A 22,558-nucleotide genomic window follows, 5' to 3' on the forward strand; every position below is an offset into this window, starting at 1 on the left:
AACGTGCAGCTCACTTCTCGAACCGGTATCCCATCCCCGGTTCGGTGATGAAGTGCTTCGGGTGCGACGGGTCCGTCTCCAGCTTGCGGCGCAGCTGGGCCATGTACACGCGCAGGTAGTTGGTCTCGGTGCCGTACGACGGCCCCCACACCTCCTGCAGCAGCTGCTTCTGGCTGACGAGGCGGCCGGTGTTGCGGACCAGCACCTCCAGCAGGTGCCACTCGGTCGGGGTGAGGCGGACGTCCTTGCCGGCGCGGTTGACCTTCTTGGCGGCCAGGTCGACGGCGAAGCCCTCCGTCTCGACGGTGGTCAGGTCGTCCTCGCCGGGCCCGACCGGCTCGGCCCGGCGCACGGCGGCCCGCAGCCGGGCCAGCAGCTCGTCCATGCCGAAGGGCTTGGTGACGTAGTCGTCGGCGCCCGCGTCCAGCGCCTCGACCTTCTCGTCCGAGGAGTGCCGGGCGGACAGGACCAGGATGGGCACCCGGGTCCAGCCGCGCAGGCCCCGGATGACCTCGACGCCGTCCATGTCGGGCAGCCCCAGGTCGAGCACGACCACGTCGGGGTGCCGGGAGGCGGCGAGATCCAGGGCGGTACGGCCGTCGGGCGCCGCGTCGACCTCGTACTTGCGCGCCTTGAGGTTGATCACGAGGGCGCGCACGATCTGCGGCTCGTCGTCGACCACGAGCACCCGGGTCATAGAGTCGTCTGCCTTTCTGGTTCTGCGAGGCCCCGGCCCGCTTCGCGGGACTCGGGACGCGATCCTGCCGCGCGGAGGCTGAGCACCATGGTGAGTCCGCCGCCCGGCGTGTCCTCGGCGTTGAGGGTCCCGCCCATGGCCTCCGCGAAGCCCCGGGCGACGGCGAGGCCGAGCCCGACCCCGGCGCCGCGCGGGGCGTCGCCGTACCGCTGGAAGGGTTCGAAGATGCGGTCCTTGGCCTCGTCCGGCACGCCCGGCCCGCGGTCCACCACCCGCACCTCGACCCGGTCGGCCATGGCGCTCGCGGACACCAGCACCGGCCGCCCGCGCGGGCTGTACTTGACGGCGTTCTCCACCAGGTTGGCCACCGACCGCTCCAGCAGCCCGGGGTCGACCTCGACCATGGGCAGCGACTCCGGCACGTCCAGCTCGACGCTGTCCTCGGGTACGCCGACCAGGGCCATCGGTACGACCTCGTCCACGTCGATCTCGCGGATCAGCGGGGTGACCGTACCGGTCTGCAGACGGGACATGTCGAGGAGGTTGCCGACGAGGTGGTCCAGCCGGTCGGCACCCTCCTCGATGCCCTGCAGCAGCTCCGTCCGGTCCTCCTCGGACCAGTCCACGTCGTCGGAGCGCAGACTCGACACCGCCGCCTTGATGCCGGCCAGGGGCGTCCGCAGGTCGTGGCTGACGGCGGCGAGCAGCGCGGTACGGATCCGGTTGCCCTCGGCGAGCGCCCGGGCCCGGTCGGCCTGCTCCTGCAGCCGCCGGCGGTCCAGCGCGACGGCGGCCTGCGCGGCGAAGGCGGCGAGCACCCGGCGGTCCTCGGCGGGCAGCACCCGGCCGGTGAGCGCGAGCGCCATGTGGTCGCCCACCGGCATGTCGACGTCGGCGTCCTCGGGCCGCTGCAGCGGGCGCCCGAATCCGGCGCGCCCGGCACAGGTCCACGGCTCGACGTCGCTCGCCCGCTCCAGCAGCGCGGCCGACTCCATCGCGAAGGTCTCCCGCACCCGCTCCAGCAGTTCCTCCAGGCTGGTCTCGCCGCGCAGCACGTTCCCGGCGAGGAAGGAGAGTATCTCCGACTCGGCGCGCAGCCGGGCGGCCTGATGGGTGCGCCGGGCGGCGACGTCCACCACCGAGGCGACCGACACGCCGACCCCGAAGAAGATCGCGATGGCGACGATGTTCTTGGGGTCGGCGATGGTCAGCCGGTGCAGGGGCGGGGTGTAGAAGTAGTTCAGCAGCAGCGAGCCGAAGGCCGCCGAGGCCAGCGCGGGCAGCAGGCCGCCGAGCAGTGCCGCCGCGACGGTGACGGCGAGGAACAGCAGCATGTCGTTGGCGAGGCCGAGACTGGCGGTGTCGAGCAGTACCGCGAGGACCGCGGGGCCCACCAGGCCCACCGCCCAGCCCCAGATGATCCGGGCCCGCCCGAGCCGTCCGCCGCGGGCCACGGGAAGTCCACGGCCCTTGGCGACCTCCTCGTGGGTGACGATGTGGACGTCGAGGTCGGGCCCGGATTCCCGGGCGACCGTCGCGCCGACGCCGGGCCCGAAGACGTACTGCCAGGCCTTGCGGCGCGAGGATCCCAGCACGATCTGGGTGGCGTTCACGCCCCGCGCGAAGTCCAGCAGGGCGGCTGGTATGTCGTCGCCGACCACGTGGTGGAACGTGCCGCCCAGGTCCTCGACGAGCGTGCGCTGGACGGCCAGCTCCTTCGGGGAGGCGGAGGTCAGCCCGTCGCTGCGCGCTATGTACACGGCGAGCACCTCGCCGCCGGCGCCCTTTTCCGCGAGCCGCGCGGCCCGCCGGATCAGGGTGCGTCCCTCGGGGCCGCCGGTCAGCCCGACCACGATGCGCTCCCGCGAGCCCCAGATCTTGGAGACCCGGTGCTCGCTGCGGTAGGCGTTCAGATACTCGTCGACCCGGTCGGCCACCCACAGCAGCGCCAGCTCGCGCAGGGCGGTCAGGTTCCCGGGGCGGAAGTAGTTGGACAGGGCCGCGTCGACCTTGTCCGGCTGGTAGATGTTGCCGTGCGCCATCCGCCGGCGCAGGGCCTCCGGGGACATGTCGACCAGCTCGATCTGGTCGGCCCGCCGTACCACCTCGTCCGGCACGGTCTCCCGCTGGCGCACTCCCGTGATCGACTCCACGACGTCGCCGAGTGACTCCAGGTGCTGGATGTTGACGGTCGAGACGACGTCGATGCCCGCGGTGAGCAGTTCCTCCACGTCCTGCCAGCGCTTGGCGTTGCGGGAGCCGGGGATGTTGGTGTGGGCGAGCTCGTCCACCAGGGCGACGGCCGGCGCCCGGCGCAGCACGGCGTCGACGTCCATCTCGCCGAAGGTGGCACCCCGGTACTCCAGCCGCTTGCGCGGCACCTGCTCCAGGCCGTGCAGCAGCACCTCGGTGCGCGGCCGGTCGTAGTGCTCGACGAAGCCCACGACACAGTCGGTGCCCCGTTCCACGCGGCGGTGCGCCTCGGAGAGCATGGCGTAGGTCTTGCCCACGCCCGGTGCCGCACCGAGGTAGATCCGAAGCTTGCCGCGTGCCATGGCTCCATTCTCTTCCCGTGACTGCTGCCTACGCAGCGTCGACCTTACGGCCAACAATCACGACAAAAGACCCGGGGAGCCGAGCGACGGCCATCTTTGACACAACCCTGATGGCGCGCCCCGCAGGGGCGCGGGGAACTGCGCGAGCAACCACAAGGAACCCGCACCCGGCAACGGAGAACTCCCCCACGGCGCGACCCCGCGAAAACGGGCCGCACCCCTCAAAGGCACGGCCCGTGCAACCCTGCTGAAGCCGTCAGCGGACTTCCGTGATCTCCGGCCCCCGCTGCAGCTGCCCCATCCCGCCGGAGAAGCGGGAGGACTCCTCCTGCTGGATCCCCTCGGGGACCATCTGCGCGTCGTTCGGCAGCTTCAGGACGATCGGGTCGCGAGGCGCCATCGGGCCCTCACCGCGCACCACGACCGTGTCGCGGAAGATCTGCTCCAGCAGCCCGGCGGCCTGCGGCTGCACCGCGCCCTGCCCGGAGATCACACCGCGCAGGAACCACCGCGGGCCGTCCACGCCCACGAACCGCACCACCTGGAAACCACCCGTGCCGTCCGGCAGCTGCACCGGCACCTGGGCGCGCAGTTCCCACCCGAGCGGGCCCTCGACCTCGTCGACGATGCCACCCTGCTGGGTGATGCCGGACGCGATCTCCTCGCGGACCTCGCCCCAGATGCCCTCGCGCTTGGGCGCGGCGAAGGCCTGGAGCTGGATGGCGCTGTCGCGCAGCACGACGGTGGCGGCGACGATCGCGTCACCGGCGACCTCGACCCTGAGCTCCATGCCGTCGACGCCCGGTACGAACAGTCCGCCGAGGTCGACACGGCCCTCGGCGGGGTCCCGTACCTCGCTGCTGTCCCAGGGCCCGTCGGGCCGGGGCCCGGGCTCCAGCCGGACGCGCTCGCGCTCGGCCTCCTCTTCCTCGTCCGCCTCGGTGTCGACGCTGTCGACGACCTGCTCGGCCTCGCCGGCCGCGTCCCCGGCGGCACCCTTCTTCTTGCGACGTCCGAACACGTCACTGTCCTTCCCGGTCGGATACGACCGAAGCGTATCGATTCCCACCCGTCGGACCGCCCTCGGCGGCCTGACCGCTTGTGCCGCTCTCGTCGCCCACCGCGGCATGGCCACCGGTGGACCCGAAGCCCCCTTCGGCCCGCGTCGAATCGGGAAGCTCCGCCACCTCCTGGAAGCGGACCCTCTCGACCTGCTGGACGACCAGTTGGGCAATCCGGTCGAAGCGCTCGAACCGCACGGACTCGCGCGGGTCGAGATTCACCACGATCACCTTGATCTCTCCACGGTACCCGGCATCAACCGTCCCCGGGGCATTCACGAGGGCGACACCGCAGCGCGCGGCGAGACCGGAGCGTGGGTGCACGAAGGCCGCGTACCCCTCGGGCAGGGCGATCGACACCCCCGTGGGGAGCACCGCGCGCTCCCCGGGCGCCAGTTCGCACGGCTCGGTGGTGCGCAGATCGGCTCCGGCGTCCCCCGGATGCTCGTACGCCGGAAGCGGTACGTCGGGGTCGACACGCCGGAGCAGCACGTTCAGGTGGCCGCGGCTCACGGGTTCACCTCGAAGGCGCGGGCGCGCCGGATCTGGTCCGGATCGCTCATGGCGGCCTGGATCTCCTCCTTGCGGCCGTGGTCGATGAAGTGGTCGACCTTGACCTCGATGAAGAGGGCGTCGGCGCGCACCGCGAGGGGGCCGTCGGGGCCGCCGATGCGTCCGGTGGCGGTGGAGTAGATCTTCCGGCCGGCGACGGCGGTGACCTCCGCCTCCAGGTACAGCGTGGTGTCGACGGGCACGGGCCGCACGAAGTCGGTCTCCAGCCGGCCGGTGACGGCGATGGTCCGCAGCAGCCAGTTCAGCGAGCCGAGGGTCTCGTCGAGGGCCGTGGCCAGCACTCCGCCGTGCGCGAGGCCGGGGGCGCCCTGGTGGGCGGGCTGGACGGTGAACTCGGCGGTCAGCGAGACGCCCTCGCCGGCCCGGGCCTCCAGGTGCAGTCCGTGCGGCTGCCCGGGACCACAGCCGAAACAGTGTCCGTAGTGGGCGCCGAGGAGTTCTCCGGGCGCGGGCGCGTCGGGGTGCCGTACCGGTTTCACCGCGTCGGCGGGAGGCTGAAGGCTTACGGAACTACCACTCACAGCCGCAGACCTTACCCGCGCATCAGCGCTCTTCGGATCCCGTGCCAAGCTTGGCTTCATGCAGCTCTCCGCCACCCCCTACGAAGAACGCCTCACCGCCCCCCGCTCGTGGTGGCTGATCAGCTTCCTGGTGGGGGTCTCCTTCGCCCTGATCCTGCTTCCGTTCGGCACCCTGCCGCTGCTCGGCGGCCTGGTCGGCGGTACGGCAGCGGCGGCGGTGGTCGCCAGCGCGTACGGTTCCCCGCGCATCCGGGTCGTGGGCGACTCGCTGATCGCGGGCGAGGCGAAGATCCCGGTGTCGGCGCTGGGCGATTCCGAGGTGCTGGACGCGGAGGAGGCCCGCGCCTGGCGGACGTACAAGGCCGACACCCGCGCCTTCCTGCTGCTGCGCGCCTACATCCCCACGGCGCTGCGGGTGGAGGTCACCGACCCCGGGGACCCGACGCCGTACCTGTATCTGTCGACGCGGGAGCCGGAGCGGCTGGCGGCGGCGATCGAGGCCGCGCGCAAGGCGCACGCCTAGATCGACGACAGGGCCTAGACCGGCCGGGGCGCGTCTAGAGCTCTTCGGGCAGGTCGCGCAGGTTCAGGGGCTCAGCCGGTTCCTCCAGCGGCGGGAGCTCCTCCAGTTCCTCCCAGGGCACCTGGATCCCGCGCAGGTCAGCACGGATACGCGCGGCGAGTCTCCTGGTGTCCCTGCGGTTCATGACCGCCCCGACCGCGGCGCCCACCATGAACGGCATGAGGTTGGGCAGGTCCCGGACCATGCGCTTCATGATCTGCTGGCGCAGCCGGCGTTTCATCTGGCCGCCGAGGGCGGTGTCGTACGTCGACGGCTTCATCACGTCGATGCCGCGCTCCCCCGACCAGGAGGACAGATACGCGGTGCTGCGGGTCTTGAGGTTCCCGGGCGGCCGTACGCCGTAGACCTCGTGCAGTTCGGCGATGAGCTTCAGCTCGATCGCGGCGACCCCGGTGATCTCCGCGGCCAGTTCGGTCGGCATCGCGGGCGGCACCGGCAGCATCGCCGCCGCTCCGATCCCGGCTCCGACCGTCGAGGTGCCGGCCGCCGCGCCCGCCACCAGCTTGTCGGCGAGCTCTTCGGGCCCGAGGCCCGGGAACTGCCGGCGCAGGGTCGCGAGGTCGCGTACGGGGACACGCGGGGCGATCTCGATGATCCGGTCCGCGAGGTAGGCCAGGCCCGCGCGGGCGCGGCTGCCGCCTTTGCGGACGCCTTCCCGGGCCATGTCCCTGGCCTTCCCACGCACCACCGCGACCCGCCGCGCGACCGGCACGGGCTGCCGCACCGGCGCCGGGTGGTCGCCCCGGTCGGCCGCCGGTTCGAGCGGGGCCACCACTCCGGGTGTACCCCGCTCGTCGTCACGCGCGCCGTGCGGGCCGTCGGACGGCCCTTCGTCCGCTTTCCCCTGGGAGAAGCGGCGCTTCCGTGGAGGGGTCGAGCCAGACACGGCCGACCCGACCTCAGTCGCAGTCGCGGCAGATCGGCTGACCGTTCTTCTCCCGGGCCAGCTGGCTGCGGTGATGCACCAGGAAGCAGCTCATGCAGGTGAACTCGTCCTGCTGCTTCGGCAGCACCCGGACGGCCAGCTCCTCGTTCGAGAGGTCGGCGCCGGGCAGTTCGAGGCCCTCGGCGGCCTCGAACTCGTCGACGTCCACCGACGAGGTGGACTTGTCGTTCCGTCGGGCCTTCAGCTCTTCAAGGCTGTCCGAGTCGACGTCGTCGTCGGTCTTGCGTGGAGTGTCGTAATCGGTTGCCATATCGCTCTCCCCCTCTGGGTGTCTGCGGTGTCTCCAGCGCACGTAACGCGTGAGAGGCCGGACTTGTGCCCGACCTGAGGCGGAGATTTTGCCTCACATCAAGGTCTGTTACTCAATCGACACCCAATCCGATCCCTCAAGAGTGATCGGCTTGGATGGCGGTGAGGACCGTACACGGTTCGAATGCCGCACCTCAAAGGCGCCTCACCGTGTACTTCCCGTGATCACGTGCCCTGAAAACCAGGACTTTCCCGGCTTTCCGCCATGTTTCATGATCACGCAGAGTACATGGCTGAAAATCCGCCCATGTGATCGATCACACAGGAGCAAGCTCATTCGGCGGCTGAAAAATTCCGCGTGAAGCGAACACCTCCCGCGTGTGTCGTCCCCGGGCCCGGGACGCCCGGTCGGGCGTCCCGGTCAGGGATCACAGCGGCAGGGTGACCCGCATCACCAGGCCGCCGCCCTCGCGGGGCTGCGCCACGATGTGGCCGCCGTGCGCGCGGGCCACGGACCGGACGATGGACAGGCCGAGGCCCACTCCCTTGTCGCTGCCCGTGCGCTCCGTACGGAGCCGTCTGAAGGGCTCGAAGAGGTTGTCGATCTCGTACGCCGGCACCACCGGCCCGGTGTTCGTGACGGTCAGCACCGCCTGCCCGTGCTGGACCTCGGTATTCACCTCGACCCAGCCGTCCTCGGGAACGTTGTACCGGACCGCGTTCTGCACCAGGTTCAGTGCGATCCGCTCCAGCAGCACGCCGTTGCCCTGCACGACCGCCGGCTTGCGCTCGCCGCGGATCTTCACGCCCTTGGCCTCGGCCTCGGCGTGCACCTGGTCGATGGCCTGGGAGGCCACCTCGGCCAGGTCGACGGGCCCCCGCTCGACGATCTGGTTGTCGCTGCGGGCGAGCAGCAGCAGGCCCTCGACCAGCTGCTCGCTGCGCTCGTTGGTGGCCAGCAGGGTCTTGCCCAGCTGTTGCAGCTCCACCGGTGCGTTCGGGTCCGACAGATGCACCTCCAGCAGCGTTCTGTTGATCGCGAGCGGGGTGCGCAGCTCGTGGGAGGCGTTGCCGACGAAGCGCTGCTGGGCGGTGAAGGCCCGTTGCAGCCGCTCCAGCATGTCGTCGAAGGTGTCCGCCAGCTCCTTCAGCTCGTCGTCCGGGCCGTCCAGCTCGATGCGGCGGGACAGGTCCGAACCGGCCACCTGGCGGGCGGTGCGGGTGATCCGGCCGAGCGGGGACAGCACGCGGCCGGCCATCGCGTAACCGAACGCGAACGCGATCACGGCGAGGCCCAGCAGGGCCAGCAGCGAGCGGCTGAGCAGGTTGTCCAGGGCCGCCTGGCGCTGGTGGTCCACGCACTGGGCGATCGCGTCGTTGAACTCCGACAGCGGCAGGCTGGTGGTGTTGATCGCGGGGCAGTTGTCGCTGGAGACCCGGATCGACGTACCGCTGACGATCTTGAACAGCGGCTGGTTGCCGGTGCTGATCGCCTGGGCGGCCAGCAGGTAGATGATCGACAGCAGCAGGATGCCGGCGATCAGGAACATGCCGCCGTACAGCAGCGTGAGCCTTATGCGGATGGTCGGGCGCAGCCACGGGAAGGGGGGCTGTGGCCTTCTGGGGTCCCAGGTGGGCTTCGGCGGCGCCTGGGGCGGCGCGGGGGTGGCGGCCATGGCGGATCAGATCCGGTAGCCGGAGCCGGGCACGGTGACGATCACCGGCGGCTCGCCCAGCTTGCGCCGCAGGGTCATCACCGTCACCCGCACGACGTTGGTGAACGGGTCGGTGTTCTCGTCCCAGGCCTTCTCCAGCAGCTGCTCGGCCGAGACCACCGCGCCCTCGCTGCGCATGAGCACCTCCAGCACCGCGAACTCCTTGGGTGCGAGCTGGATCTCCTTGCCGTCGCGGAAGACCTCGCGGCGGTTCGGGTCCAGCTTGATGCCGGCGCGCTCCAGGACCGGCGGCAGGGGAACGCTCGTACGACGGCCGAGGGCGCGCACGCGCGCGATCAGCTCGCTGAACGCGAACGGCTTGGGCAGATAGTCGTCGGCGCCGATCTCCAGGCCCTCGACACGGTCGCTGACGTCACCGGACGCCGTGAGCATGAGCACGCGCGTGGGCATGCCCAGCTCGACGATCTTGCGGCAGACGTCGTCCCCGTGCACCAGCGGGAGGTCGCGGTCGAGGACGACCACGTCGTAGTCGTTGACGCCGATGCGCTCCAGGGCGGCCGCACCGTCGTACACGACGTCGACGGCCATGGCCTCCCGGCGCAGTCCGGTGGCCACCGCATCGGCGAGCAGCTGCTCGTCCTCGACGACGAGTACGCGCACGTCGCTTGTCCTTCCTCAAGGTCCACCCGCGTAGCGCGCCGTGGGCGCGTGCGGGCAGGGCTGTTCGTGGGGTGTGACCTCCATCCTGCCCTTTTCGGCCGTAAGTCGGCTGTAAGGCGGGTTGTGGACCGCACAGACCGGCGCCCCGGGGCAGGAATACGAGATTTTCTCCTCCGGTTGAGGTTTCCGGGTGAGGGAGCGGGGGGAGGACGGCTTTACACCCCGCGATCACGCTCTGCATGTGCCGCAGCACCATGCGGTACTCCGCGATCCGCTTGTTGCAGAGTGGGCGCGGGTGTCCGGCACCGTCGCCGCCCGGCAGGGCAGCGCTGGGCACCCGCGAGAGACGTGATCGCCCCTTTCCCAACAGGCACACCCCCGTGCCACCGACCCACGACCCAGGACGAGGGGGCGCAGCATGGACGCTTTCACCGCAGGACTTCTGCAGCGCATAAGGGCGACCGAGTCCGACCTGTCGCGGGCTCGTGACGAGGGCGACGACTTCCTCGTCGAGGTGGAGCAGGCAGAGCTCGACGACCTGCGACGCCTCGCCGCCGACCACGGTGTGGAGGTCGGCGCGTCACGCGTCTGATCGGCCCGAAAGCGCAAGAGGGGACCCCGGCGAATCCAGCGCCGGGGTCCCTTTGCGTGTGCGGGTGCCGATCGCTTTCAGTCGTGCCAGGCCCCGAAGTCCTCCAGCAGGCCCTGCAGCGGCTCGAAGACCCCCGGCGAGCCGGCGACGGTGAGGTCCCGCGACGGACCTTCGCCCGGCCGCCCGCCGACCAGGGCGCCGGCCTCCCGGGCGATCAGGTCACCCGCGGCGAAGTCCCACGCGTTGAGCCCCCGCTCGTAGTACCCGTCGAGCCGGCCGCAGGCCACGTCGCACAGGTCGACCGCGGCCGAGCCGCTGCGCCGGATGTCCCGCAGCAGCGGGATCAGCCGGGCGGCCACCTCGGCCTGGTGGGTGCGGACCTCGGCGACGTAGTTGAAGCCGGTGGAGACCAGCGCCTGGTCGAGTGGGGGCGCGGGGCGGCAGGCGAGCGCCCGCTCGCCCTCCCATGCGCCGGTGGCCCACGCGCCACCCCCGCGCACGGCGTGGTACGTCTCGCCGCGCATCGGGGCCGCGACGACCCCGGCGACCGTCTCCCCGTCCCGCTCGGCCGCGATGGACACCGCCCAGGTCGGCAGCCCGTACAGGTAGTTCACCGTGCCGTCGAGCGGGTCGATCACCCAGCGCACGCCGCTGGACCCCTCGACGGAGGCGCCCTCCTCGCCGAGGAAGCCGTCGTCGGGGCGCCGGCCGGAGATCAGATCGGTGATCAGCTTCTCCGCCGCGATGTCCATCTCGGTGACGACGTCGATCGGGCTGGACTTGGTCCTCGCCACGGCCAGGTCGGCCGGACGCCCGTCCCGCAGCAGCTCGCCGGCGCGGCGGGCGGCCTCCTGGGCCAGTTCCAGCAGTTCCCGGTGCAGGGGGTCGGTCACGGGTCTCCTCACGCGTAGGGGCTGTCGGCACCGGCGGCGGCCGGGTGGGACGCACGGGCGGGGCAGCAGCCGACCGGGCAGAGGTTGTGGCTCGCGCCCAGGGCGCCCAGAGCGCAGGGAGTGACCTCCTGGCCGCGCTCCACGGCGGCGCGCTCCACGATCAGGTCGCGGACGGCGGCGGCGAACCGGGGGTCGGCGCCCACGGTGGCCGAGCGGCGCACCGGCAGGCCCAGTTCCCCGGCCTTGGCCGTGGCCTCGGTGTCGAGGTCGTACAGGACCTCCATGTGGTCCGAGACGAACCCGATGGGCGCCATGACCACGGCCGGGACGCCCGCCGCGTGCCGCTCCTCGAGGTGGTCGCAGATGTCCGGCTCCAGCCACGGGATGTGCGGGGCTCCGGAGCGGGACTGGTAGACGAGCCGCCAGGGGTGGTCGACGCCGGTGCGCTCGCGGACGGCGTCGGCGATCAGCTGGGCCACCTCCAGATGCTGCTCGACGTAGGCACCGCCCTCGCCGTGGGCCTCGACGGGGCCGGAGGTGTCGGCGGCGGAGGCCGGGATGGAGTGGGTGGTGAAGGCGATGTGGGCGCCCGCGCGGACGTCCTCGGAGAGGTCTTCGAGGGAGCGCAGCACCCCGTCGATCATGGGCTCGACGAAGCCGGGGTGGTTGAAGTAGTGCCGCAGCTTGTCGATCTTCGGCAGCTGAAGGCCCTCCGCCTCCAGTGTGGCCAGCGCGTCGGCGAGGTTCTCGCGGTACTGCCGGCAGCCCGAGTAGGAGGCGTAGGCGCTGGTGGCGAGCACGAGGATGCGGCGGCGGCCGTCTGCGGCCATCTCGCGCAGGGTGTCCGTCAGATACGGCGCCCAGTTGCGGTTGCCCCAGTAGACCGGCAGGTCCAGGCCGTGTTCGGCGAAGTCCTTGCGCAGGGCGTCCAGCAGGGCGCGGTTCTGGTCGTTGATGGGGCTGACCCCGCCGAACAGGAAGTAGTGCTGCCCGACTTCCTTCAGGCGTTCCTTCGGGATGCCGCGCCCGCGCGTGACGTTCTCCAGGAACGGGACCACGTCGTCCGGGCCTTCGGGACCGCCGAAGGAGAGCAGGAGCAGGGCGTCGTAGGGGGTGGCATCGAGCGCGTCTGGCATGTCTCGATCCTGCCACCCGGTACTGACAGCCGGGCAACGGCGGGGTGAAGAGTCGGATTCCAGTCGGTTCATGGCGGTTTTTCCCCCCGAGTTTCCCCGACCGGACGAGGTGCAATTAGGGTCCCCTAACCGTAATCTGTATCGGCCGCATTCGCGCCTTACCGAGCCGCTTCGGAGACCCCGTGCCCAGCCCCTACAGAGCCCTGTTCACCGAACCCGGCACCAAGGCGTTCTCCGCCGCGGGATTCCTCGGCCGGATGCCGCTGTCGATGATGGGCATCGGTGTGGTCACGATGGTCTCCCAGCTGACCGGACGGTACCGGCTCGCGGGCGCCCTGTCGGCCGCCATCGCCTTGTCCGCCGCGGTGATCGGGCCGCAGATATCCCGGCTGGTCGACCGGCACGGGCAGCGCCGGGTACTGCGTCCCGCGACCCTGGTGGCCCTCACGGCGGCGTCCGGGCTGCTGCTCGCCGCGCACGTGAAGTGGCCGGACTGGGTGCTGTTCGTGTGCGCCGCCGGAATCGGCTCGGTGCCCAGCCTGGGTGCGATGATCCGGGCCCGCTGGGCGGCGCTGTACCGGGGCACCGGCAAGCTGCACACCGCGTACTCGTTCGAGTCGGTCGTCGACGAGATCTGCTTCATCTTCGGCCCGATCATCTCCATCGGGCTGTCCACGGCCTGGTTCCCCGAGGCCGGGCCGCTGCTCGCCGTCTGCTTCCTGGCCGCCGGCGTCTTCTGGCTCACCGCCCAGCGCGCCACCGAGCCGCGGCCTCACCCGCGCGAGAAGCACGGCGTTGGCACGGCCCTGCGCTCGGGCGGGCTGCAGGTCCTGGTGGCGACCTTCGTGGCGACCGGCACGATCTTCGGGTCGGTGGACGTGGTCACCGTCGCCTTCGCCGACGAGCGGGGCCACAAGGGTGCCGCGAGCATCGTCCTTGCGCTGTACGCGGCCGGTTCCTGTGTGGCCGGGGTGGTCTTCGGGCTGCTGCGCTTCACCGGAGGGCCGGAACGCCGCTGGTTGCTGGGCGTGGCGGCGATGGCCGTGAGTATGATCCCCCTCCTACTGGTCGGAAACCTGCCGCTTCTGGCCGTGGCGCTGTTCGTTGCGGGGCTGTCCATCGCGCCGACGATGATCACGACGATGTCCCTCATCGAAGAGCACGTACCTCGCGCGCAGCTCACCGAGGGCATGACCTGGGTGAGCACCGGCCTCGCGGTCGGGGTCGCGCTCGGCTCCTCCGTGGCCGGCTGGGTGATCGACGCCGCCGGGGCACGGGCCGGGTACGGGGTTCCGGCCATGTCCGGGGCCGTCGCGGTCGCGGTCGGTTTCCTCGGGTACCGCCGGCTGCGCAGGCCGGCCGCGGGTCGGGGAGGCACCGTTGAGCAGCACAGCGAGCGGGAAGAACGGCACCTGGCGTAACTGGGGCGGCAATGTGTCGGCCCGGCCCGCCCGGCAGGTCGCGCCGGCCTCGGTGGAGGAGCTGGCGGCGGCGGTGCGGCGGGCCGCCGAGGACGGCCTGAAGGTGAAGGCCGTCGGGACCGGGCACTCCTTCACGTCGATCGCGGCCACCGACGGTGTGTTGATCCGCCCTCAACTGTTGACGGGCATCCGCAGGATTGACCGCGAAGCCATGACGGTCACGGTCGAGGCCGGCACCCCGCTCAAGAGACTCAATGCCGCGCTGGCGCGCGAGGGTCTGTCCCTCACCAACATGGGCGACATCATGGAGCAGACCGTCTCCGGGGCCACCAGCACCGGCACGCACGGCACGGGCCGCGAGTCGGCCTCGATCGCCGCCCAGATCACCGGGCTCGAACTCGTCACGGCGGACGGTTCGGTGCTCACCTGCTCCGAGAAGGAGAACCCGGAGGTCTTCGCGGCCGCCCGAATAGGCCTCGGCGCCCTCGGCATCATCACCGCGATCACCTTCGCCGTGGAGCCGCTGTTCCTGCTCACCGCGTGCGAGGAGCCGATGCCCCTCGACCGGGTCCTCGCCGAGTTCGATCAACTCTGGGCGGAGAACGAGCACTTCGAGTTCTACTGGTTCCCGCACACCGGCAACACCAACACCAAGCGGAACAACCGCAGCGCCGGTCCCGAGCAGCCCGTGGGGCAGCTGGCCGGCTGGCTCGAGGACGAGTTCCTCTCCAACGGCGTCTTCCAGGTGGCCCAGTGGGTCGGGCGCGCCGCCCCCGCCACCGTTCCCGCCATCGCCCGGATCTCCAGCAAGGCCCTGTCCGCGCGGTCGTACACGGACATCCCGTACAAGGTGTTCACCTCGCCGCGCCGGGTGCGTTTCGTGGAGATGGAGTACGCCGTCCCGCGCGCGGCCCTGGTGGAGACGCTGCGCGAGCTGAAGGCCATGGTCGACCGCTCGGGGCTGCGCGTCAGCTTCCCCGTCGAGGTGCGCACGGCCCCGGCCGACGACATCGCCCTGTCCACCGCCTCCGGCCGGGACAGCGCCTATGTCGCCGTGCACATGTTCCGGGGCACGCCGTACCAGGCCTACTTCACCGCCGCCGAGCGGATCCTCACCGCGCACGAGGGCCGGCCGCACTGGGGCAAGGTGCACACCCGGGACGCCGAGTACTTCGCGCGCGTCTACCCGCGCTTCGGCGAGTTCACCGCGCTGAGGGACCGCCTTGACCCGGAACGGCTGTTCCAGAACGACTACTTGCGGAGGGTTCTGGGGTCGTAGGCGCCTGGGTGGACCCACTGGGCGTGGGTGTCGGGGACGGGCTCGGGCCGCCGCCCGGCTCCCCGCTCGGGGAGTGAGCGGGCGCCGGTGTCGCGCTGTGCGCCGTACCGGCACCGGCATCGGGTGCCCTCCCGCGGGACGGCGTGTCCGAAGGGACCGGTGTCGCACCGGACCCGCCGGGCGCGTCGGGCGTCGAGGCGGACGAGCCCCGGCCGGTGACGGCGTCGCTGACCGTCGTACCCGTACCGCCGCTGAAGCTGTTGCCGGAGACGAGTTCGTACGTCGTGATGCCGGCCATGGTCACCCCGAAGACCAAGGCGGCCGCGACCACGGGCCGCCGCCAGGTCTTCCTCACCCGCGCGCGGTAGACGGTTCCCTCGGTGAACTCGCCCGGGGCCGGTGGCACTTGGTCCCGGGGACGGGCCGCGACCGTCGCCTCCCTCAGCTGCTCCCCGGTCCGCCTGAAGAAGTGCTGGAACAGCGTGCCCCCGCAGGTCGCCACGGCACTGACGACTCCGGCGCCGAGGATCGTGCCGTACACCCCGAAGTACGAGGCCAGTTTGGCCGCCACGACGGCCGCGAGGGCGCTGCCCGCGACCTGGGGGACGCTCAGGTCGATCCGCTTGCGACCCGCATCGGGTGTTTCACGCATACCCGGAACTTTCCTGTCTTTCCCGTACCTGATCGACATTGGCCGACCGACTGCACGAGATAGGGACGTAGAGCAGAAACCATTAGTTCCGTTTCTGGGGATTGCGTGAAGTTCGCCACGTTCATGATCGGCAAAACCGGTTGCCGAAGGCCAAGTCCCCACCCTTGCCAGAAGTTGGACGGCGCGCCCATCCACGCACATGGTCCAAATGGAGTACTGTTGCGAGCCCTGGGTCCGGTCTCCCACCAGGGTGTCCGCGGCCTTGAAGGACCGCCGGGAGGGGGCTAGTTGCACAGGGTGACAGATTTGGTCACTTAGCGTTGCGAATAGGTAACCGTGCCATAACGGCGGTCCAGGGCCCGTGCCCGACACGCCGGGCAACTCGGCAAGGTTGTGGCAGGCTGCACCCGGGCAGGCCACACTCGACTAGCGGAAGCAGCGACGCACGTGACGTCGGCAGGCACCACCCGGGAGGTCCCCATGCCCGAACTGCGTGTCGTGGCCGTCTCGAATGACGGCACACGGCTGGTGCTGAAGGCTGCCGACGCAACGGAGTACACCCTTCCGATCGACGAACGGCTGCGCGCCGCCGTGCGCGGCGACCGGCCGCGCCTCGGCCAGATCGAGATCGAGGTCGAGAGCCATCTGCGCCCCCGTGACATCCAGGCGCGGATACGTGCGGGTGCCACCGCGGAAGAGGTGGCACAGCTCGCCGGCATCCCCGTCGACCGGGTCCGGCGCTTCGAGGGGCCCGTGCTGGCCGAGCGCGCCTTCATGGCCGAGCGCGCCCGCAAGACCCCGGTCCGCCGCCCCGGCGAGAACTCCGGACCGCTGCTCGGCGAGGCCGTGCAGGAGCGGCTGCTGCTGCGCGGCGCCGAGAAGGACACCGTGCAGTGGGACTCCTGGCGCCGCGACGACGGCACCTGGGAGGTGCTCCTCGTCTACCGGGTCGCGGGCGAACCGCACTCGGCGAGCTGGACGTACGACCCGCCCCGGCGGCTCGTCCAGGCCGTGGACGACGAGGCGCGCTCGCTGATCGGCGAGTCCGACGACCTCGCCGTGCCCGAGCCCAGCTTCCCGTTCGTCCCGCGCATCGCCCGTCTGCCGCGCGAGCGTTCGATGGACCGCGCGCTGGACCGGGGGGAGCGGGAGCGGCCGAGCCTGCCCGCGCAGCCGTCCGAGCCCACCGAGGAGAGCACGGGCGAACGCGACTCGCTGACCAGCCTGCTGGAGGCGGTACCGAGCTTCCGGGGCGACCTGGTGGTCCCGGAGCGTCCGGCGGAGACGCCGGAGGAGCCCGCCGACGAACCGGCCGCGGAGGAGCCTCCGGCCCCCGCCGCCTCGGCCGGTTCGGCCTACGCGGACGTCCTCATGCCCCGCTCCGTCGGCAGCCACCGCGACCGGCTCATCGGCGCCACCGACCGGCAGGCCGAGGCCGACGGGGTCCGCCCCGGCCGCCGCGCCGCCGTGCCGAGCTGGGACGAGATCGTGTTCGGCACCCGGCGCAAGAAGCAGGAGTAGCCGGCCGTACAGGACCGCGGAAGTGGGGGCACGCATGTGTGCCCCCACTTCTCCCTGCCCCCAGGGGCATCCGGCATCCGCTACTGCGGATCCGCCCCCACGGCCACCGGGCGGGTCGGGTCCGAGGACCACTCGGACCAGGAACCGACGTACAGGGCCGCCGGAATACCGGCCACCGCGAGCGCGAGGACCTCGTGGGCGCCGGAGACGCCCGAGCCGCAGTACACGCCCACCTCGGTGTCCCCGGACACGCCGAGGGCCTTGAAGCGGTCCCGCAGCTCGTCCGCGGGAAGGAAGCGTCCGTCGGGGCCCACGTTCTCCGTCGTCGGCGCCGACACGGCACCCGGGATGTGCCCGCCGACCCGGTCGACCGGCTCCACCTCGCCGCGGTACCGCTCCCCCGCGCGCGCGTCCAGCAGCACACCCGCGCGGGCCAGGGCAGCGGCGCCGTCCGCGTCCAGCAGGCCGGCAGCGGCCGGTTCCGGGCGGAAGTCGCCCTCGGCCGCATCCGGCACCTCGGTGGACAGCTCGCCCCGCCAGGACGGCAATCCGCCGTCGAGGACCCGCACGTCCGGGTGACCCGTCCAGCGCAGCATCCACCACGCGCGCGCCGCCGCCCAGCCCTGCCCGCCGTCGTACACGACGACCGGCCGGCCGGCCGAGACGCCCGCACGGCGCATCGCGGCGCCGAACTCCGCGAGGTCCGGCAGCGGATGCCGGCCGTTCTCCCCGGGCTCTGCGGCCAGTTCCCGGTCCAGGTCGACGAAGACCGCGCCGGGGATGTGCCCGGCCGCGTACTCGGCCCGCCCGTCGAAGGCCGGCGCGCCCGCCGCCTTCGCCACGCTCAGCTGCCAGCGCACGTCCAGCAGGACCGGCGGGCGGTCCCCGGTCAGCTCGTGTGCGAGATCGGATGCGGTGATGATGGCTGTCATGGCGCCATGCATACGCCAGGGGTGGCCGCGGCGTCCAGGTCCGGCTACTCTGCTCGGCCGGACCGGCTCGATCACGGGGCGTACGGGACCGAGCACGTGCTGTACAACCGGCGGACACCCGCCGGCCATCGTCAGGAAGCGGCGAAAGACGGCAGACCGGGCATCCTCCCGGAGGTGTCGCCGAGCGTCGGCGCGGTAAGTCCCGTCGCGGCGTGGAGGATGCGGGCACCGGCACGGGCGTACCCGCCGCCGGCGTGGACACCCCTTGCGGGGAGCGGATGCGACACGGCCACCGCGAGGGGCCGGGGAGAGAGTGATCGATGACCGAGGCACGGGAGCCGGCCGGCCCGCACGCGCGGCGTGCGCCCGGCACGCCCTGCTGGGTGAGCCTGATGGCGCACGGGCTGGCCGCCACCGAGGAGTTCTACGCTGAGCTGTTCGGCTGGGAGTTCCGGCCGGGCCCCCAGCAGCTCGGCCCGTATGTGCGGGCGCTGCTGGACGGGCACGAGGTGGCGGGCATGGGCCAGCTGCCACCGGACCGCCGGCTGCCGATCGCCTGGACGCCGTACCTCGCCTCGGACGACGTGGACCAGACGGCCGACACGGTTCGGGAGTGCGGGGGCACCGTGGCGGTCGGGCCGCTGGACGCCGCCGAGGCCGGGCGGATCGCCATCGCCGCGGACCCCTCCGGAGCCGTGTTCGGCATCTGGCAGGGCGCCGCGCACCTCGGCGCCGCGATCCACGGAGTGCCCGGCACGCCCGCGTGGAACGAGCTGGTGACCTTCGAGACCGAGAGCGTCTCCAAGTTCTACGCGACCGTGTTCGGTTATGAGCGGGAGCCGGTGCTCTCCGCCGACTTCGACTACGTGACGCTCCATCTCGCCGGCCGCCCGGTGGCCGGACTGCACGGCGTGGGCCATGGCCTGCCCCGCGATCGCGGACCGCACTGGCAGACGTACTTCGAGGTCGCCGACGCCGACGCGACGGTCCGGCAGGTGGCGGACCTCGGCGGCCGCGTCATCAGACCACCGCACGACAGCCCGCACGGCCGGGTGGCAACGGTGGCGGACCCGGAGGGCGCGGAGTTCTCGGTGATCCAGAACCCACACTGAGCGCTCCGCGGGTTCAGCCGGGGGTCGGGCAGCTCGCGGGGTGGGATTGGGCAGCGCTCGCGGGGGGCGAGTACGAACAGGGCCCGTAGAGCGAGTTCGAACGGCACCACAGGCCGAGATCAGGCAGCACCCACAAGGGGGCAAGTCCAGGCAGCGCCCGCGGGCCAGGGTCAGGCAGCGCCCGCGGGGGGCGGGGTCGGGCGGTGCCCGCGGGCCAGGGTCAGGTTGCCCTTGGTGGTGAGGTGGAGTTCCGTGCCGAGGCGCCCGTAGAGGTTGCTGGTCTCCTTGGTGCCCTCGGTGAGCTTGGACAGGTCTCCCTCGGTATTCCAGGCCAGGGTCTGCTGGGCGGCCGGGCCGGGGCGTGAGGTGGTGTTGCCGCTGCTGTCGTAGGAGTAGGTGGCCGCCCGTGCGCCGGTGGTGTTGTCCAGCGTGTGCGGCTTGCTGTCGGTGGGGGCGTCGTAGGTGTACGGCATGGCCTTGTCGCCCGACGTGGTGTGCTGCGTCTCCGTCTTGCGCTGGCCGGCGCCGGTGTAGGTGTACGACGTCCAGTACGGCGCCGCCCCGTCGAGATTGGCCACCGTCCGGCCGGAGGCCGAGCAGTCCGCGGTCTTCGGCGTCCAGGCCTCGCTCAGGCGGCGGTCGCCGTCGTAGGCGAAGCACTGGTAGTCGGCCTTGGCCGTGCCTCCTTGCGTGGTGCCGTCGAAGATGGAGGTGACGTTGCCCGCGTCGTCCTGGGTGAACCTCAGCTCCTGCGGCATGTAGCCGTGCACGTCGTCGGTGACGTAGGAGCGGGTGAGGCGGCGGGTGCCCTCCTCGTAGTCCCAGGTGAGGTAGGCCTTCTTCGCCGAGGACGCGCCGTCCATACCCAGAGTGAGCTGGCGCAGGTCACCCTGTGGGGAGAAGGCGGCACCCTGCAGGTAGCCGGTGGTGCCCTTGGCGGTGAGCTGCCCTCCGAGGGCGTTGGAGGTGTAGGAGACTGTCTCTGCGGCCAGGCCTCCCGCTGCCGGGGCAGAGGACTGGCTGATCGAGCCGTCGAGGTTGTAGCCGGTGCTGAACGACAGCGTTTTCGGTACGTACCCGCCCGATACGAGAGGTTCCGTGTCCGGCAGGACCAGCTGGCTGCCGGTCGCGTGGTACATCGCGTCGAAGGCCGTGACCTTGTCGGTGTAGGCCTTTCCGCTCACTACGCCGTCGTAGCGGGTGGCGGTGTCCTGCTGGCCCTTGGCGAGCTGGTCGTAGCCCCAGGTGGCGAGCTTGTTGGCGTCGGTCTTGTCAACCTGCCACATGTCGGTCTTGCGGCCGAGGTCGTCGTAGGCGTAGATGAGCTTCTTGGACGTGTCGTCGTTCGGGGTGGTGCTGACGACCTGGTCGAGACTGTTGTACTCGGTGGTGGACTTGCCCTTGTCGGGGTCGATTGCCGTGACCTGGCGGCCGAAGAGGTCGTAGGTGTACGACCACTTGGTCTGGTCAGGACCGGTGATCGTCTTCTGCTGGCCGGCAGGGGTGTAGGTGAAGTCGGTCGTCGTGAAGTCCGTGCCGGTCGGCTTCGGGCCGGCGTACTCGCGGCGCTGGGTCGTCTGGCCGAGGGCGTTGGTGACCACGGCGGTCGCCTGGCCGCCGGTCGGGGCACTGGTGGCGACGGTGTCACCCGTGTAGGTGGTGTCGGTGGTCCAGCGGGTGACGCCGTGGACCTTCGTCACGGCCTGCGTCGCCCTGGCCGCCCCGTCGTACGTCGTGTCCGCCTGCGTGGGCGCCTGGCGAGATCTCCACCGCCTGGGAGCTGGGCGATGAGGTGCTGTCCCAGATGTCGGACTGCTGACTGACCGCGAGGCCTCGCGCGTCGTAGAGCGTCAGGGAGATCAGTCGGCCGCCCTGCGGGGTTGGCGACTGTGACGTGGTAGTCGTAGACGTAGTTCTGGGTCTTGCCCAGCACTTTGGAGCGGTTGGGCAGCCAGAGCTTGGTGATGCGGCCCAGGCTGTCGTACTCGCTCTCGGTGACCTTGTTGTTCGGCTCGGTGGCCTTCAGGGTCGCGCTGGTCGCGAAGTCCAGTGCCGCGGTGACCTTGAAGTGCTTGGCGTCTTCGGTCACCGTCGAGGTGAGCGGTCCGGCGTCCGGCGGCGCGTAGGTGGTTGAGGAGGTCACAAGGTCGTTGGTGTCGGTGACGGTCTTGGGTCGCCCGAGGGCGTCGTACGTCGTCCCGGACACCTTCTGCCAGGTGGGGGCGTCGTCGCTGCCGTATCCCTTGGCCCGTCCCTTCCAGGTGGCTTCGCCCTTGGTGGGCTTCTGCGACGCCGACCAGGCGGTGGCTGAGCTGTCGTCGTAGACCGTGGCGGTGTCGGAAATGACGTCGCCGGCACGCTTGGAGTCGGCCGGGAGGTCGAGCGCCGAATCCGCGGTGCCGCACGGCTTGGCGACGGTGCGGGTGCGGGAGACGAGGGAGTTGATGCCCTTGTCGTCGTTGCGGGCGTACCAGGTTCGGGTGCACTTCTCGTCGCCCGTGACCGCGTCGTCGCCCTGGTCCTCGACTGTCTCGGCCATGCCGTAGTCGTCGTAGGCCGTCTTCACCGTGTGCACCCGGTCGAACGGAGTGAGCTTGCTGGTGATGTTGGTGCGTGTGTGGGTGGCAGCGGTGCGGACGTAGTACGCCTCTGTGTCCGCGTACGACTTGTGCTGGGTTGCCGTCCGCTTCGACCAGGGGTCGTTGACGGTGCCGCTGACTTCCGTGTCCCCGTTGTAGGTGACCGACTCGCGGGTGAATCCCGCGTACCGCTCCGAGTCGGTGATCTCGTCGGCCTTGATACCGGAGACCGTGACGGTCTTGCGCTTGTCGGGGTCGGGGGTCTTGCCGTCCGAGCCGAGCACCCGGTCGCCGTTCATGCCGCGCAGGTAGACCGTGGTCTCCTTGCTCTGCGTGTGGCCCGAGACGCCGGTGAGGTGGGTGACCTGCTGGTAGCCGCGCCAGATGGACCAGGTGCGCTCCTTGGCGGGAGTCAGCGGATCCTCGTCGTAGTGCCAGGCACCGCCGCCCGTGTACTGCTAGCTGTGCTGTACGGCTTCCGAGCCGCCCTGGGGGTCGGCGGTGGACACCGAGCTGACGGGGTACTTCTGGAACCAGTCGAGCTTCGGGTCCTTCTCGCCGTTGGGCGACCAGTACACCGGGTAGCAGCGCCCGGTGTTCTCGTCCAGCTTGGGCTTGGTGCCACCTGCGGCCGTCACGTCCGAGACGGGCGCGCAAGGTCCGTGCCGCGCTTGCCGGTGTGCCTGATCTCGTCCAGCCAGAGGGACTCGTCGGTGGAGTCACCGGTGTCGCCGGGGTCGAGATAGAGCTGCTTGAGGGACCACACGTCCACCGGCTCGAAGGCCGGGGTGGAAGCCGCTGCGTTCCACGCGTAGGTGGTGATCGCTGTCATCCGCTTGCGGGTGAAGAAGAAAATGAGGCGGCGTCTTCGAGGCGCCGGGTGCCGAGCGGGCCGCTCAGAGAGCGGGCCGCTCGTCGGC

General features: G+C 71.2%; 19 protein-coding genes and 1 pseudogene. 6 read left to right on the forward strand and 14 right to left on the reverse strand.

The window, feature by feature from the left end:
• Positions 1-10 precede the first annotated feature (10 nt).
• The 5 genes from FB563_RS04610 to FB563_RS04630 form a co-directional block, all read right to left on the reverse strand.
• Positions 11-697, reverse strand: a complete 687-nt coding sequence (locus FB563_RS04610) for a response regulator (protein ID WP_055704259.1) — start codon at positions 695-697, stop codon at positions 11-13.
• Entirely contained in the window at positions 694-3,252 is a 2,559-nt protein-coding gene (locus tag FB563_RS04615; protein WP_055704260.1) for a sensor histidine kinase, read from the reverse strand. Before FB563_RS04615 ends, FB563_RS04610 begins: the two co-directional genes overlap by 4 nt.
• A gap of 256 nt (positions 3,253-3,508) precedes the next feature.
• Positions 3,509-4,273: a DUF3710 domain-containing protein gene (locus FB563_RS04620; protein ID WP_055704261.1), complete on the reverse strand. Its 765-nt coding sequence runs from the start codon at positions 4,271-4,273 to the stop codon at positions 3,509-3,511.
• 1 nt (position 4,274) lies between these two features.
• The gene (dut, locus tag FB563_RS04625) at positions 4,275-4,826 is read right to left on the reverse strand and encodes a dUTP diphosphatase (protein WP_055704262.1); all 552 of its coding nucleotides are present in this window, start codon (positions 4,824-4,826) and stop codon (positions 4,275-4,277) included.
• Positions 4,823-5,407 carry a PaaI family thioesterase gene (locus FB563_RS04630; RefSeq protein ID WP_055704263.1) on the reverse strand — a complete coding sequence of 195 codons (585 nt, stop codon included), beginning with the start codon at positions 5,405-5,407 and terminating at the stop codon, positions 4,823-4,825. The genes dut and FB563_RS04630 overlap by 4 nt, the downstream gene beginning before the upstream one ends.
• A 58-nt stretch (positions 5,408-5,465) precedes the next feature.
• Here FB563_RS04630 and FB563_RS04635 point away from each other — a divergent pair, with 58 nt between their 5' ends.
• The gene (locus FB563_RS04635; protein ID WP_055704264.1) at positions 5,466-5,930 is read left to right on the forward strand and encodes a DUF3093 domain-containing protein; all 465 of its coding nucleotides are present in this window, start codon (positions 5,466-5,468) and stop codon (positions 5,928-5,930) included.
• A gap of 34 nt (positions 5,931-5,964) precedes the next feature.
• Here FB563_RS04635 and FB563_RS04640 read toward each other — a convergent pair whose 3' ends face one another.
• The 4 genes from FB563_RS04640 to FB563_RS04655 all read right to left on the reverse strand — a co-directional run bounded on the left by FB563_RS04640 (position 5,965) and on the right by FB563_RS04655 (position 9,521).
• Entirely contained in the window at positions 5,965-6,876 is a 912-nt protein-coding gene (locus FB563_RS04640; protein WP_199832717.1) for a hypothetical protein, read from the reverse strand.
• A 13-nt stretch (positions 6,877-6,889) separates the two neighbouring features.
• Positions 6,890-7,186: a DUF4193 domain-containing protein gene (locus FB563_RS04645; protein ID WP_003997302.1), complete on the reverse strand. Its 297-nt coding sequence runs from the start codon at positions 7,184-7,186 to the stop codon at positions 6,890-6,892.
• Positions 7,187-7,613: 427 nt separating this feature from the next.
• A complete protein-coding gene (locus FB563_RS04650) occupies positions 7,614-8,861 on the reverse strand; it encodes a sensor histidine kinase (RefSeq protein WP_055704266.1) in 1,248 nt (415 codons plus the stop codon).
• Between the two features lie 6 nt (positions 8,862-8,867).
• Positions 8,868-9,521 (reverse strand): response regulator transcription factor, encoded by a 654-nt coding sequence (locus tag FB563_RS04655; protein WP_031165802.1) that lies wholly within the window; start codon positions 9,519-9,521, stop codon positions 8,868-8,870.
• A 418-nt stretch (positions 9,522-9,939) separates the two neighbouring features.
• On the opposite strand from FB563_RS04655, the gene FB563_RS42765 reads away from it, so the two are divergent.
• A complete protein-coding gene (locus tag FB563_RS42765; RefSeq protein ID WP_167528465.1) occupies positions 9,940-10,113 on the forward strand; it encodes a hypothetical protein in 174 nt (57 codons plus the stop codon).
• 77 nt (positions 10,114-10,190) lie between these two features.
• Here FB563_RS42765 and FB563_RS04660 read toward each other — a convergent pair whose 3' ends face one another.
• Positions 10,191-11,006: an inositol monophosphatase family protein gene (locus tag FB563_RS04660; protein ID WP_055704267.1), complete on the reverse strand. Its 816-nt coding sequence runs from the start codon at positions 11,004-11,006 to the stop codon at positions 10,191-10,193.
• An 8-nt stretch (positions 11,007-11,014) separates the two neighbouring features.
• Positions 11,015-12,142 carry a ferrochelatase gene (locus FB563_RS04665; RefSeq protein ID WP_055704268.1) on the reverse strand — a complete coding sequence of 376 codons (1,128 nt, stop codon included), beginning with the start codon at positions 12,140-12,142 and terminating at the stop codon, positions 11,015-11,017.
• A 182-nt stretch (positions 12,143-12,324) separates the two neighbouring features.
• Between FB563_RS04665 and FB563_RS04670 the strand changes: the two genes are divergently transcribed.
• Both FB563_RS04670 and FB563_RS04675 read left to right on the forward strand, forming a co-directional pair.
• Positions 12,325-13,563 carry an MFS transporter gene (locus FB563_RS04670; protein ID WP_055704269.1) on the forward strand — a complete coding sequence of 413 codons (1,239 nt, stop codon included), beginning with the start codon at positions 12,325-12,327 and terminating at the stop codon, positions 13,561-13,563.
• On the forward strand, positions 13,523-14,842 hold the full coding sequence (locus tag FB563_RS04675; protein ID WP_055704270.1) for a D-arabinono-1,4-lactone oxidase: 1,320 nt from the start codon (positions 13,523-13,525) through the stop codon (positions 14,840-14,842). Before FB563_RS04670 ends, FB563_RS04675 begins: the two co-directional genes overlap by 41 nt.
• On the opposite strand, the gene FB563_RS43890 is transcribed toward FB563_RS04675, so the two are convergent.
• Positions 14,766-15,494: a hypothetical protein gene (locus FB563_RS43890; RefSeq protein ID WP_079048544.1), complete on the reverse strand. Its 729-nt coding sequence runs from the start codon at positions 15,492-15,494 to the stop codon at positions 14,766-14,768. The genes FB563_RS04675 and FB563_RS43890 overlap by 77 nt on opposite strands.
• 480 nt (positions 15,495-15,974) lie before the next feature.
• Between FB563_RS43890 and sepH the strand changes: the two genes are divergently transcribed.
• Positions 15,975-17,015, forward strand: coding sequence for a septation protein SepH (sepH, locus tag FB563_RS04685; RefSeq protein ID WP_055704272.1), 1,041 nt, complete (start codon positions 15,975-15,977; stop codon positions 17,013-17,015).
• 80 nt (positions 17,016-17,095) lie between these two features.
• On the opposite strand, the gene FB563_RS04690 is transcribed toward sepH, so the two are convergent.
• Entirely contained in the window at positions 17,096-17,947 is an 852-nt protein-coding gene (locus tag FB563_RS04690) for a sulfurtransferase (RefSeq protein ID WP_055704273.1), read from the reverse strand.
• A 320-nt stretch (positions 17,948-18,267) separates the two neighbouring features.
• Between FB563_RS04690 and FB563_RS04695 the strand changes: the two genes are divergently transcribed.
• Positions 18,268-19,059 (forward strand): VOC family protein, encoded by a 792-nt coding sequence (locus tag FB563_RS04695; protein ID WP_055704274.1) that lies wholly within the window; start codon positions 18,268-18,270, stop codon positions 19,057-19,059.
• A 206-nt stretch (positions 19,060-19,265) separates the two neighbouring features.
• Here the strand turns inward: FB563_RS04695 and FB563_RS45415 are convergent.
• Positions 19,266-22,488, reverse strand: a pseudogene (locus FB563_RS45415) (RHS repeat domain-containing protein); the annotation flags it as partial.
• Positions 22,489-22,558: the final 70 nt, after the last annotated feature.

Source organism: Streptomyces puniciscabiei, assembly GCF_006715785.1.
Classification (GTDB): domain Bacteria; phylum Actinomycetota; class Actinomycetes; order Streptomycetales; family Streptomycetaceae; genus Streptomyces; species Streptomyces puniciscabiei.